Source organism: Paraburkholderia sp. NPDC080076 (genome assembly GCF_050281145.1).
Classification (GTDB): domain Bacteria; phylum Pseudomonadota; class Gammaproteobacteria; order Burkholderiales; family Burkholderiaceae; genus Paraburkholderia.
Map to the genome: position 1 here is coordinate 101,912 of NZ_JBNNWQ010000001.1, position 13,588 is coordinate 115,499.

Sequence of the window (13,588 nt, forward strand, 5' to 3'; positions counted from 1 at the left end):
CCTCCCCAACGGGTGTGTGCAACGTGGATGAGCGGCTTCGCGCGATCCGTCGCGCTCCGATGATAGCGCGTCGCCCGTCTGTCGCGGTGAAGGGGAGCCACATTCCCCATCGATCCTCCTACTCTCCGTTCAGGACGCAATGCCCTCAATTTCAATGTCTGAATCGGAGAAACATCCATGGATGCCAATCAATTTGCCAGCTCGTCCGCGAGACCGGCACTCGCGAGCGACGGTACGCCGCTCATGCCGACCGTGGCGGCGGCCACGCGCGGACCGTCATGGGCCGCGGTTTTATCCGTCGCGGTCGGCTCATTCGCTTTCGTCGCCACGGAGTACATGCCCGTCGGCTTGTTGTCGCAGATCGCGCACGATCTCGGCGTCACGCCCGGCACAGCAGGACTGATGGTGACGACGCCGGGCATCATCGCCGCGATCTCGGCGCCGGCGCTGCTGCTTGCCGCGGGGCGCATCAACCGCCGTTTGATCCTGTTGCTGCTGGCCGTGCTGCTGCTCGCGTCGAACGTGATCTCCGCAATCGCACCGAGCTTCGCCGTGATGCTGGTGGGCCGCGCGTTGCTGGGCGCAAGCCTCGGCGGGTTCTGGACCGTCGCGCTCGGCGCGTCGGGGCAACTCGTGCGCGAGGACCAGGCGGCCCGCGCCGGCGCGACAATATTCATGGGCATCACGCTGGCGACGGTGATCGGCGTGCCGCTCGGCACCTTGATCGCCGATTTGAGTTCGTGGCGCATGTCGTTCATCGCGACTTCGGTGCTCGCCGCCGTCGCGTTGGCCGCGCAGGCCGTATTTCTGCCGTCGCTGCCGCCCAAGGCCGCAATCCGCATGAACGACTTCCGCGCCATGCTGCAACGCTCGAACGTGCGCCGCAGTCTGTGGCTGGTCGGGTTGCTGTTCGGCGCGCACTTCGCGGCCTATACGTACATCGCGCCGTTCCTCGAGCGCAATGCGGCGTTCGGTCCGTCGTGGGTCACGGCGCTGTTGCTCGGTTTCGGCGTGGTCGGCTTCGCTGCGAATTTCGCGGTTTCCGTTGTAGTGACGCGCCATCTGAAGGTCTCGCTGCTGATGTTGGGCGCGCTGATGGCGCTCACCTTGTTCGCGTTGCCGATGCTGCAAATCTCGCGTGTGGGTGTGATCGCCGCGGTGATGGCGTGGGGCATCGCGTACGGCGCGATTCCGCTGAGCCTGAGCATCTGGATGCAATGGACTTCGCCGGACCGCCCTGAAGCCGGTTCGTCGATGTTCGTCAGCACCGTGCAGACTTCGATCGCGCTCGGCTCGCTGGCCGGCGGCGCGGTGGTCGATCACCTCAGCATCGCCTCGACGATGCACTTCGGCGGCTTGCTAGCTGTGCTGAGCATGCTCGTAATCATGACGTTCAGCACGCGTCACGCGAGCCTGAAGGACGTGCTCGACAAGTAGCCGGCACGCTGTTGAAACACAGTTGCCGCGCAATCCAAACAATCGGTGATGGGAGTGCAGTCCAGCAGGCGCAAGGGTTTCGGCGCATTGCGGACTGCACGCTCCGAAGTCTTCGGAGCGGCGGCCCGTTTTTCTGCGCGGGCCGCGCCTATAGATTGTCAATCAACGCCGGACAGCGCCGTGAAGCGCTCGGCGGCAATCATTCACCGGATCGACTTCAAGAGAAAAGAACATCATGAGCAAGCTGTTTACCCCCGTCAAAGTAGGACCTTATGAATTCGCACACCGCGTCGTGCTCGCACCGCTGACCCGCATGCGTGCCGAAGACGGCGCGCGCCCCGGTCGCCTGATGGCCGGGTATTACGCGCAGCGCACTTCCGCGGGCGCATTGCTGATCGGCGAGGCGACGATTGCCGCGCCCGATGGCAACGGCTACCTCGGCGCCCCCGGCCTTTACGACGACAGCCAGATCGCCGGCTGGCGCGAAGTCACCGATGCGGTGCACGCGAAAGGCGGCAAGATCTTCCTGCAGCTCTATCACGCAGGACGTCAGTCGAATGCCGAATTGCAGCCTGAAGGACGCCGGCCGGTGGGCCCGTCGGAAGTGCTGCACGGCGGCGTCGCTTATACCAAGGCCGGCTGGATTCCGAACACGCCGAACCGCGCGCTGGAGATCGACGAGATTGCGGCGATCGTCGAGAGTTTTCGCACGGCGGCTGAACGTGGCGTGAAGGCGGGTTTCGACGGCGTCGAACTGCACGCTGCGAACGGCTATCTGTTCGACCAGTTCTTGCAAGATGGCAGCAACAAGCGCACGGACGCCTATGGCGGGTCGTTCGAGAATCGCGCGCGCTTTTTGATGGAGGCCACCCGTGCGGTGATTTCCGTGTGGGGCAGCAACAAGGTCGCCGTGCGTCTCGGACCGAGCGGGTCGTGGGGCGATATGTCGGACAGCGATCCGGTCGGTCTCTTCACCTACGTTGCGGCCGAGTTGGCCAAGCTCGATCTCGCGTATCTGCACCTGATCGAGCCGCGCATTGCCGGCAATGTCGAAGATGAAAGCCGCGATCCGAACCCGGTCGCCGCGCAGACGATCCGCCGGCACTACGCGGGGACGATCATCGCTGCGGGTGGTTTTAAGGGCGATTCGGCGGAAGCGATTCTTGTTGATGGAGATGCCGATCTCGTCGCGTTCGGCCGCGATTTCATCGCCAATCCGGATTTGCCGGAGCGGTTGCGCCGCAAGTTGCCCCTCAATACGTACGATCGGCCGACGTTTTTCGGCGGCACGGAAGTGGGCTACACGGACTATCCGTTTTATGAAGAAGAGGCGGTGAGCGCATAAGCTCGTTGCTTGTCGAAGCGGATGTTGTGAAAGCCGGTGTGTTCAGTGAGTTGATGAATACGCCGGCTTTTTCGTGCGAGGCAGTACGCGGTGAAAAGTCCCGAGCGCGGATCGTCCACTCAAGCGCGGCCAGCGCCACGTGCCGCCGCAGCGGAGTCAGGAAACAGATGCTCGCTCAGAAAATCGACGAAGACTCGCGCCTTAGGCGAGATCTGACGCCCGGACGGCCACAGCGCGCGAAACACGGTCGGCGTATCCGTGTACGGTTGCAGCACGGCAACCAGCGAGCCTCGCGCGAGCTGCGCGCGTATCGTGAAGTCGGGCACGCAGGCAAGGCCCAGGTCCTGTTCGGCAAGCATGGTCAACGGCTCGACGGCGGTGGCGATGGCCACCGTTGGAAGGTCGATGTCCAGCGTTTCACCATCGCGGCTCAGCGGCCAGCGGCGCAGTTTGTTGGTGGTCGGAAAACGATGTTGCAGGCAGGCGTGCTCGCGCAGTTGCTCGGGTTCGCCAGGCACACCACGCTGCTCGAAGTAAGCGGGCGAGCCGACGATCACATGCCGGTACGTGCCCATCGCGCGCGTAACCAGCGTGGAGTCGCTCACATCGCCGGTGCGGGTCACGACGTCAAACCCTTCCTCGATCACATCGACCATACGATCAGAGAAATCGATATCGAGCGTGATATCCGGATACTCCTTCATAAACGCGCCGATCACCGGCATCATCAGCGTGCTCACCATGGGCATACTGACGCGCAGCAGTCCGCGTGGCGCGGAATTGGCGAGCGCCAGTTCGGTCTCGGCCGCTTCGATTTCTCCGATGATGCGCTGGCAGCGCGTCAGAAAGGTCGCGCCCTCGGGCGTCAACGCGATGCTGCGCGTGCTGCGGTGAAAGAGGCGCACGCCGAGCCGTCCTTCGAGCCGCGAGATCGCCTTGCCGACCGCCGACGACGAAATGCCCAACTGGCGGCCCGCTTCAGTGAAGCTGCGGGTTTCGGCGGCGCGCACGAACACGTTGAGCGAACCGAACCGGTCCATCGCACCCTGCGAAGCGCCGCTCTCGCCGGTAGCAGCCGGCGTCGTTGAACGCGCCGTGACTGCGGCAGGACGGCCTGCGTGATTGGGCGGCGTCATCGGGAGCTCCTTGTCAGGCCCGCTGCAAAACGCTGGAAAACAGCACTTCCTTCAGATTGACGACCGGCGCCGGATCGCGCTGCGCTTTGGCGAGCAGAAACGCGCCTTGCATCGACGATACGATGAAGGTGGCGAGTTGCTCGCAGTTCGTATCGGCTCGCACCTCGCGCGCCGTGACAGCGGCTCGCAGGCAATACAGAACGGACTTTTCGATTTCGGCGAAGATCGCATTGAGCCGCGAGCGGATCGCTTCGCTGTCGCTCGAGTCGGCGGCGAAATTGCCCAGCAGGCAGCCATTGCGCGAATCGTTCTGGCTGATGAGCCGGATATGCACGTCGATGTATTTGCTGAGACGAAATAGCGGTTTCAGTTCGTCGTTGAGCAGCGTCTCGCGCATCTCGGCCTGTGCCCGGTCGAAATACAGTTCGATCACTTCGAGGCCGAATGCTTCCTTCGACGTGAAGTGGTTCGTGAACGAGCCATGCGGCACGCCCGCCGCCTTGACGATGTCCCGCACGCTCGCGCCGTTGAAGCCGAATTCGTGGATGACGCGCATGCCTTCGGCGATCAGCGTGTCTTTGTGTGAAGGTTTCGGCATGGGCGGAAGTTCTCTGGCAATACAGGCGCCCCGCATTGTGTCATGCACAAGTGCGGGGCGGCTGATGAATGGACCGCGTCAATCGAGTTCGATATGGCGGCCGCTGTCCGATGATTCTACGGCGGCGTCGAGCAGCTTGTGCAGACGCACCGCATGTTCGAAGGTCGGCGCGGTATGGGTGCCGGTGCGGACGTCGTCGGCGAAGGCTGCGTACAACTGGGCGAGCTCCAGTACCGCCGATGGCAGATCGGACGGCGGCAGCCGGTCATACGACGCGGGCACGGGCAGCGTCGCGAGCGGCAGGTTGTCGCCGTGCGCGCCCTCGATCACGTAGTCGTCGCCGACATTGCCGAACGCCGAACGATTCGTGATGCGCAGATCGCCTTCCGTACCCGTGATGTCGATCTGCACGCCCGAGCCATTGCGCTTGCCGCCTTCGATATGCACCGACAGCACCGCGCCGTCTGCAAGGCGGCCGGCGAGCACCAGTTGATCGGGCGTGGTGGTCGGCATGACTTCGCCGGTCTGCGCGATCGTCACCTGCTCGAACTGATTGATGCTGAGCGCGGCAATGCTGTGCGGCCACCCGGTCGCTTCGAACAGCATGTCGAGGAAGTGGCCCGCGTAGATCGCGATCACGCTCGAGAAGTTTTCCGGCGGCACGGTCCAGCGCAGCGACTGCGAACGCAGCGCCTGGAAGTAGTTCATGCTCACGTGAATGCGTACCGAGCGCAGCTTGCCGACATAGCCTTGCGCGAGCAGATCGCGTACGTAACGGTTGTGCGGCGCGAGCCGCCTTTGCAGCCCGACCACGTGACGCACGTTGGCCTCGCGCGCCAGATCGATCAGTTCCTGCGAGGTGGCGACGCGTGGCGTCAGCGGCCACTCGCAGTAGACGTCCTTGCCGGCCGCGATCGCGGCGCGCACGCCTTCTGCGTGCTGCGGTGCCGTCGTCAGAACGATGACCAGATCGACTTCGGGATGCTTGACCAACTCATCAAGTGAATCGACCACATATTTGAAGCCGTAGCGTTCGGCCACGGCCTCGGCCGCCTCGCGACGCTGGCTGAACACGGCGGTGAGTTCGTATTGGGGCAGCAGGCTCAGCACGCGTACGTGTCCGTGTTGCGCCCAGTTGCCCACGCCGACGATACCGACGCGGATCGGCGCGGCGCTGGATACTGCGGAATTTACTGCGGAATTTTGAGTCATGGAAACACCTGCGCGAGAGCGCGCGACGGGTCCGGCCGGAAACGCACTAGCCTGTTTCCGGCCGGACCAAACAACAATGGATTAGACGCCGGCGAACTGGTCGTTGAACTGCGTGACGAATGCGGCTTCGTTCGGACCGGGGTTGTTGCGCATGGGGCGGGCGATCTCGACGACGGCTTCGTCGGCGTCCGTGCCGAGTTCATGCATGGTCTGTTCGATGAACGGTGCAAGCGGCATGGCACGCGGTTCGTTCTTGCTGTCGAGCAAGTCCGTCTGCACCCACGGCGGCGCAATTTCGACGACGCGCACCGAGGTGTCCTTCAGCTTGTAGCGCAGCGATTGCGTGTACGAGTGGATCGCGGCCTTGGTCGACGAATAGACGCCGGAGATGGCCATCGGCACGAAGCCGAGTACCGACGACACGTTGATGATGGTCGCGTCGTCTTGCTGCTTGAGATGCTCGACGAGTTCGCCCGTCAGGCGGATCGGGCCCATCAGGTTGGTGGTGAGCGTGGAGACGATCAGCGCGTCGTCGACCGGTTTGCTGAGGTCGTCGATCTGCATGATGCCGGCGTTGTTGATCAGCACGTTTAGCGACGGGTACTGCGCGATCAGTTGTTGCGAGACCGAGGCAATGCTCCGCGGGTCCGTGATATCCAGCTCGACCGACTGCATGCCGGGGTTGGCGGCAATCGTTTCTTCGAGATTCGCCTTGCGGCGGCCGGCGATGATGACCTGATTGCCGAGTTTGTGGAACGCTTCAGCGAGTCCGCGGCCGATGCCCGAACCGCCGCCGGTGATGAAAATAGTGTTGCCCGTGAGTTTCATGATGGATATCTCAAAGTGGATTCAAGGTCCGCGTTGTTGTCGGGGTTGGACAGCAAGCGCGCGATGGGAGAAATATGGACGAACGTATTAAACCCATCAAGCGGCTCGACATGAATGCACTATTCCGCTGAGACTAACAATGCTGCACGGGCGGCGACGCTTGCAGTCGCGCCGTTCCACCCGGTCCATACGTCAACCAGTACGATTGTATTTTTCAGAAGAAAGGAGGGCGGTGGGCGGCCGCCCGCTCACCGGCGAATCAGCCGCCCGCTTTACTCAACTCGTGAGCGCGGCGCAGCCGTTCACGGCTGTTGCTCAGGTGCATGCGCATGGCGGCGCGCGCGTCGTCCGGGTCTTGCCGTTCGATCGCCCGACAGATCATCTGATGCTCGCTGAGCACGTTGCGCAGATGCTCGATATGGTCGAGTTCCGCGATCTCCGCGGAGCCGAGCCGCGTGCGAGGACTCACCGCGCGGCCAAGCTGGCTGAGCACGTCGAAGAAATAGCGATTCCCGCTCGCGCGTGCAATCTGCAAATGAAACTCGATGTCGTGCGCGAGCGTATCGGTGCTGCCGCGCTCGAGTTCGGACTCGAAACGCTCCAGCGCGCCGCGGATCTGCTTGAGGTTCTGGTCGGTGCGCCGCGCCGCGGCGAGCGCGGCGGAGGCGGCTTCGACGTCGATACGGAATTCGATGATCGCCATCACGTCCAGCATGCTGGAGAGATCGGCGGCGGGCAACTGCATGGATTTTTCCGTGGCCGGCGCCAGCACGAAGGTGCCGATGCCGTGACGTGTCTCGACCACCTTGGCCGCCTGCAGCCGCGAAATCGCCTCGCGCACCACGGAGCGGCTCACCGAGAGCTGCTTCATCATCGCGACTTCGGTGGGAATGCGGTCGCCCGGCCTCAAGGTGCCGCGGCGGATTTCATCGGAAAGGGTGGCCACCACCTTCTCAGTTAGGCTGCTCATTTCTGTGGCTGGTTGATTGTTCGGCTGGAAATACACACGTTGCGTGCGAGTGGCGTCGTGCGACGCCTCGACATAGCCATCATAGCGCCTGTCCGGATCAGAACGATTTGATCCTCGCGTTCGCTATGGTTGGCGGAGATGAGGTTTGGCCCCGGCATGACAGATGAAAAACGAGAGTGATTTCGATGTCATCAGACATCCTAGTTCAAATTCTAAATATTCGACTTCATTCGGGCTGAATGCGTTACCAGTACGGTGGTATGGGCACATTTTTAGGGTAAACACTGCATTGGAATTGCAAATAAAAGCACGGTAGACTGTCGTCAGACAACGTATCACGCGTTTCGGGACGGGACACCGGCCTTTTGAATGCGGAGCGTTGCGCTCGATCAGGTCGCCAGAGCGGCCGAAACTGGAGACCATCTTGACCTCTGCTCTCACCACCGCCGCCGATCCGCTCGAATCCGCGGTCTCCAAGGTCAAGCGGCACGTGCTGCCGCTGTTTCTGATCATGTTCATCGCGAACTACATCGACCGCGTGAACATCGGCTTCGTCAATTCCCACATGCAGACGGACCTGGGCATTGGCGCTGCGGCGTACGGCCTCGGGAGCGGTCTGTTCTTTATCGGCTACGCGCTGTTCGAGGTGCCCTCGAACGTGTTGATGCAGAAGTACGGCGCGCGCGCGTGGCTCACCCGCATCATGGGCACGTGGGGGCTGGTCGCGGCGGCGATGGCGTTCGTCTGGAACGACACCTCGTTCTACGTGCTGCGGTTCCTGCTTGGCGTCGCCGAGGCAGGCTTCTTTCCCGGCGTGGTTTTTTACTTCACGCAGTGGCTGCCGCAGAAGGAGCGCGGCAAGGCGGTGGCGGTTTTTCTCGGCGGCTCAGCGCTCGCATCGGTTCTGTCCGGTCCGGTCACCGGCAGTCTGCTGTCCATTCGCGGCTTCGGATTGCACGGCTGGCAATGGATGTTTCTCATCGAAGGCGGTTTTTCGATCGTGCTGTGCGCGGTGAGCTGGATGCTGCTGAAGTCGCGTATTCGCGATGCCTCGTGGCTTACGGCTGAAGAGCAGAACGTGCTGCAGACGTCGATCGCGGCCGAGCAGGCCGAACGCGAGGCGCACGGCGGCGCGCATCTGCCGGCCATGAAGCTGCTGAAGGATCCGCAGATTCTGCTGTTCTGCTTTCTGTACTTCGCCATTCAACTGACCATCTACGCGGCCACCTTCTGGCTGCCCACGATCATCCGCAAAATGGGTGGCCTGTCCGACTTCGAGGTCGGCATGCTCAACGCGATTCCCTGGCTCATCGCCATGGTCGCGATGTACTGCTTCGCGTTGTTGTCGGCGAAATGGCGCTTCCAGCAGGCGTGGCTGGCCGTGGCGCTCGTCATTGCGGCGTGCGGGCTGTTCGCTTCGACTTCGGGCAATCCGGTGCTGTCGTTCGTGGCCATCTGTTTCTCGGCGATTGGCTTCAAGGCGGCGGCTTCGCTCTTCTGGCCGATCCCGCAAGGTTACCTGGACGCACGCGTGGCCGCAGCGGTGATCGCGTTGATCAACTCGGTAGGCAACCTCGGCGGATTCTTCGCGCCGGCCACGTTCGGCTATTTGCAGCAGCACACCGGGTCGATTACCGGCGGCCTGTATGGCCTTGCCGTGGCTTCGTTGATTGCGGCGGCGGCCGGTTTCCTGACCCGCAACCGGCGCGTGAACCACGACGCGCTGCCGGAATCGCTCCAGCATGAAGTCCACTGACTACACTGACTGACAGAACCGCCAATCATGCGTCGCGCACTTTCCAGTTTCCGTCCGGTGCCCGTGTCGAGCGCGACTGCACAGCGCCTTGATTTCCGCCGCCCGGCTCACTAACTCATCCGGTCCAACATCATGTCCACGAAACCTTCCGAATCGAACGCCACTCCGGTCGTTACTGAACTGCGTGTCGTGCCTGTCGCCGGCCGCGACAGCATGTTGCTCAATCTGAGCGGCGCGCATGGCCCGTTCTTCACGCGCAATATCGTCATTCTGCGCGACAGCGCGGGGCATACCGGCGTCGGTGAAGTGCCGGGCGGCGAGAGCATCCGCAAGACCATCGACGACGCGCGTCCGCTCGTCGTCGGTCAGTCGATCGGCAATCTGCAAGCGGTCCTGAACAAGGCGCGCACGCAATTCGCCGACCGCGACGCAGGCGGCCGCGGTTTGCAGACCTTCGATCTGCGCACCACCATTCATGCGGTGACCGCCCTCGAAGCCGCGCTGCTCGATCTGCTCGGCCAGCATCTGGGCGTGCCCGTCGCCGCGCTGCTCGGCGAAGGCCAGCAACGCGACGAAGTGGAAATGCTCGGCTATCTGTTCTACATCGGCGATCGCAAGAAGACCGACCTGGAATACGCGAGCGGCGCCGATGGCCGCGACGACTGGGAGCGCGTGCGCACCGAAGAAGCCATGACGCCCGAGGCCGTCGTGCGTCTCGCCGAAGCCGCGCAGGCGCGCTACGGCTTCAACGACTTCAAGCTCAAAGGCGGGGTGCTGTCCGGCGACGCCGAGATCGAAGCCGTCACCGCGCTCGCCGAACGTTTCCCGAAGGCCCGCGTGACGCTGGATCCGAACGGCGCCTGGTCGCTGGCGGAAGCGGTGCGCCTGTGCCGCGACCAGCACGACGTGCTCGCCTATGCGGAAGATCCGTGCGGCGCGGAAAACGGCTATTCGGGCCGCGAGGTGATGGCCGAATTCCGCCGCGCGACCGGCTTGCCGACGGCGACCAACATGATCGCCACCGACTGGCGCCAGATGGGCCACGCGATCCAGTTGCAGTCCGTGGATATTCCGCTTGCCGATCCGCACTTCTGGACCATGCAAGGCTCGGTGCGCGTCGCGCAGATGTGCAATGACTGGGGCCTCACGTGGGGTTCGCACTCGAACAATCACTTCGACATTTCCCTCGCCATGTTCACGCACGTGGCGGCCGCCGCGCCCGGCAAGATCACCGCAATCGACACGCACTGGATCTGGCAGGACGGCCAGCGTCTGACGCGTGAGCCGCTGCGGATCGTCGGCGGCAAGGTCAAGGTGCCGCAGGCCGCGGGGCTCGGTATCGAACTCGACATGGATGAGATCGAGAAGGCGCACGCGCTTTATCAGCAGCACGGCCTGGGCGCGCGCGACGACGGCGTGGCGATGCAATATCTGATTCCGAACTGGAAGTTCGATAACAAGCGCCCGTGCCTGGTGCGCTAAACCGACGATGATCCGGATCTGGCGCGCATGACCGCGCGCTCACCACACTTGAAGCCTTAAACGCTATTCACGCCATGACTTCACCTCAAGAACTCAAAGCCATCGTTTCCGAAGGGCTGCTGTCCTTTCCCGTGACCGACTTCGACGCGCACGGCGATTTCCGTGCCGACACCTATGCTGCGCGTCTCGAATGGCTGGCGCCCTACGGCGCGACCGCGCTGTTCGCCGCGGGCGGCACGGGTGAATTCTTTTCGCTGACGAAAAGCGACTACACGGACGTGATCCGCACGGCGACCGATACCTGCAGAGGCAAGGTGCCGATTCTCGCGGGTGCGGGCGGCCCGACCCGCGTGGCGATCGACTACGCGCAGGAAGCCGAACGTCTCGGCGCAAGCGGCGTCTTGCTGATGCCGCACTATCTGACCGAGGCGTCGCAGGAAGGCATCGCGGCGCACGTGGAGCAGGTGTGCAAGTCCGTGCCGAACATCGGCGTGATCGTGTACAACCGCGCGAACTCGAAGCTGAACGCGGACATGCTCGAGCGTCTCGCGGACCGCTGCCCGAACCTGATCGGCTTCAAGGACGGCGTGGGTGAAATCGAAGCGATGGTGACGATTCGCCGCCGTCTCGGCGACCGTTTCTCATATCTCGGCGGGCTGCCGACCGCGGAAGTCTACGCAGCGGCTTATAAGGCGCTGGGTGTGCCGGTGTATTCGTCGGCGGTATTCAACTTCATTCCGAAGACGGCGATGGAGTTTTACCGCGCGGTCGCTGCGGACGATCATGCAACGCAAGGCAGGCTGCTCGACGAGTTCTTCCTGCCGTATCTGGCGATCCGGAATCGTCGCGCGGGTTACGCGGTGAGCATCGTGAAGGCGGGTGCGAAGCTGGCAGGCCACGACGCCGGTCCGGTCCGCGCGCCGCTGACCGATCTGACGGACGAAGAGATCGCGCAACTCGATGCGCTGATCAGGAAGCTCGGCGCGCAGTAAGCAACGTGCCAGCTATAGCGGCGGTCGGGGCCGACCGCCGTTTTCAACTCTTGCGAAACACCACGTGCGAGATCCGCTGCACCAGCAGCGCGGCCGCTAGCGCCGCCACTGCCGTCAGCCACACGCCGATATGAATCGACTGCACCAGCGCATCGCGCGCCGTGTCGATCAACGCGAACGTATCGAGCCCTGACGGCTTCATATCCGCGATCAGCTTCAGACGCGACGCTTCGTCGATAAGAATGCGCAGGTCGACGAAGCGAGGCCGCCATTGCGACGCGGCCGGCTCGCCGAGCACGCTCATCGTGCGCGTGACCACGTCGCGATAGTGATGCTGCACCACAGTCGCGACAATGCTCGTGCCCAGCATGCCGCCCACCATGCGCGTGGATTGCAGCAGTGCCGTGGTGATGCCGAAGCGTTCGCGTCCGGCAATCTCCTGGCCGAACACATTCAGATTGTTGAGGATGAAACCGAGACCGATACCGACCGCGGCCATCGGCAATTCGATCCGCACGTGCGGTGTGTCCGGATTCGCAAACGCCAGCGCGATCGACGCGAACAGCAGCAGCGCGAAGCCGATCGACAGGATCTGCGTGGGCTTCTTCATGTGAATCACGATGCGCGTATTCAGCAGACTGCCGAGCGCGATACAGGCGGCGATCGGCGTGGCGAGCAGGCCGGCCTGTTGCGGCGACAGTCCGAAGCCGCCTTGCAGCAGCAGCGGCGCGAAGAAGATCAGCGAAAACATCACGAAACCCGACAGCATGCCGAGCGTGAACAGCGTGACGAGTTGCGGGTCCTTGAACAGATCGAGCGGAATGATCGGATGCGTGGCGCGCTTCTCGCAGATCAGCAGTGCGACCGTGCCCACGATCACGCAAACGGCCAAGGTGAGATTGCCGGCGGTCAGGCCGCTTTTCGGCACTGCTTCGATGAAAGCCTGCAGACCGCCGAGCACAGCGGCAACCAGCGCCGCGCCGAGCCAGTCGATTTTGACTTCGCCTTCATGCGGACGCCGGAAGCTCGGCAGATGCGCCCAGATGAAATAGAGCGCCGCCGCGCCGACCGGCAAATTGATCAGAAAGGTCGAGCGCCAGCCCCAGTGTTCGCTCATCCAGCCGCCGAGCGACGGTCCCGCCGCGGTGCCGATGCCGTACGCCGCGGCCATCACCACTTGCCAGCGCACTCGCGCGCGCGGATCGGGAAACAGATCGGGAATCGACGCGAACGCCGTGCCGACCATCATCCCGCCGCCGACACCTTGCAAGCCGCGCGCGATCACGAGAAACAGCATGTCGTTCGCGACGCCGCAGAGCACCGACGCCACCGTGAACGTGATGACCGCGGCGAGCACGAAACGCTTGCGGCCGAAGTAGTCGCCGAGCCGCCCGAACACCGGGACCGTGACCACCGAAGCCAGCAGGTAAGCGCTGGCGATCCACGCGTAGTACTCGAAGCCGTGCAGCTCGGCGACGATAGAAGGCAGCGCGGTGCTGACGACCGTCTGATCGAGTGCGACCAGCATATTGACGAGGCCGATGCCGAGCATGGCGAACAGCGCGTTTCGGAAAGGCAGGGCAGTGGCAGTCGGATTCACGGATCTGAAGGGAAAGCTTTTCAAGGTGGACGCTGCGCGGCCGGCGCAGGTCAGGGTCTTGACGACTGATGTCCTCTAGTTGTCTGACCTCTTGGAAGGAATTATACGGGTTTTCCCTTATTCGAAATTATTCTCTGGAATTTCGGGACAAAAAAATGCCGTGCGCAGCCGGCACGGCTTGATGGGTGGAGCGAGCGGGCAAGAGGCGTCGGGTTGCGCGCGGGCGATGTAC

At 63.1% G+C, this 13,588-nt stretch carries 11 protein-coding genes; 5 read left to right on the forward strand and 6 right to left on the reverse strand.

Translation table 11 applies throughout. The features are described 5' to 3' along the window. The first annotated feature begins 177 nt into the window (after positions 1-177). Positions 178-1,437, forward strand: coding sequence for an MFS transporter (locus ACQKRQ_RS00400; protein WP_427474636.1), 1,260 nt, complete (start codon positions 178-180; stop codon positions 1,435-1,437). A 235-nt stretch (positions 1,438-1,672) separates the two neighbouring features. Next, positions 1,673-2,782, forward strand: coding sequence for an alkene reductase (locus ACQKRQ_RS00405; RefSeq protein ID WP_427474637.1), 1,110 nt, complete (start codon positions 1,673-1,675; stop codon positions 2,780-2,782). 119 nt (positions 2,783-2,901) lie between these two features. On the opposite strand, the gene ACQKRQ_RS00410 is transcribed toward ACQKRQ_RS00405, so the two are convergent. The 5 genes from ACQKRQ_RS00410 to ACQKRQ_RS00430 all read right to left on the reverse strand — a co-directional run bounded on the left by ACQKRQ_RS00410 (position 2,902) and on the right by ACQKRQ_RS00430 (position 7,526). Beyond that, positions 2,902-3,918, reverse strand: coding sequence for a LysR family transcriptional regulator (locus ACQKRQ_RS00410; protein ID WP_427474638.1), 1,017 nt, complete (start codon positions 3,916-3,918; stop codon positions 2,902-2,904). Positions 3,919-3,931: 13 nt separating this feature from the next. After that, positions 3,932-4,516, reverse strand: coding sequence for a TetR family transcriptional regulator C-terminal domain-containing protein (locus ACQKRQ_RS00415; protein WP_408283827.1), 585 nt, complete (start codon positions 4,514-4,516; stop codon positions 3,932-3,934). Between the two features lie 78 nt (positions 4,517-4,594). Further along, complete coding sequence (locus ACQKRQ_RS00420; protein ID WP_427474639.1) at positions 4,595-5,728, reverse strand: Gfo/Idh/MocA family protein; 1,134 nt, start codon at positions 5,726-5,728, stop codon at positions 4,595-4,597. Positions 5,729-5,809: 81 nt separating this feature from the next. Further along, positions 5,810-6,556: an SDR family oxidoreductase gene (locus tag ACQKRQ_RS00425; RefSeq protein WP_132378738.1), complete on the reverse strand. Its 747-nt coding sequence runs from the start codon at positions 6,554-6,556 to the stop codon at positions 5,810-5,812. A gap of 259 nt (positions 6,557-6,815) precedes the next feature. Then, a complete protein-coding gene (locus tag ACQKRQ_RS00430; RefSeq protein WP_427474640.1) occupies positions 6,816-7,526 on the reverse strand; it encodes a FadR/GntR family transcriptional regulator in 711 nt (236 codons plus the stop codon). Positions 7,527-7,950: 424 nt separating this feature from the next. Between ACQKRQ_RS00430 and ACQKRQ_RS00435 the strand changes: the two genes are divergently transcribed. From ACQKRQ_RS00435 to kdgD, 3 genes are all read left to right on the forward strand, one after another. Then, positions 7,951-9,282 (forward strand): MFS transporter, encoded by a 1,332-nt coding sequence (locus ACQKRQ_RS00435; RefSeq protein ID WP_408314244.1) that lies wholly within the window; start codon positions 7,951-7,953, stop codon positions 9,280-9,282. A gap of 132 nt (positions 9,283-9,414) precedes the next feature. Further along, positions 9,415-10,764, forward strand: coding sequence for a glucarate dehydratase (gene gudD / locus ACQKRQ_RS00440; protein WP_408314242.1), 1,350 nt, complete (start codon positions 9,415-9,417; stop codon positions 10,762-10,764). A 74-nt stretch (positions 10,765-10,838) separates the two neighbouring features. Then, positions 10,839-11,756 (forward strand): 5-dehydro-4-deoxyglucarate dehydratase, encoded by a 918-nt coding sequence (kdgD, locus tag ACQKRQ_RS00445; protein WP_427474641.1) that lies wholly within the window; start codon positions 10,839-10,841, stop codon positions 11,754-11,756. Between the two features lie 43 nt (positions 11,757-11,799). Here kdgD and ACQKRQ_RS00450 read toward each other — a convergent pair whose 3' ends face one another. After that, the gene (locus ACQKRQ_RS00450; RefSeq protein ID WP_132379474.1) at positions 11,800-13,308 is read right to left on the reverse strand and encodes an MFS transporter; all 1,509 of its coding nucleotides are present in this window, start codon (positions 13,306-13,308) and stop codon (positions 11,800-11,802) included. Positions 13,309-13,588 lie beyond the last annotated feature (280 nt).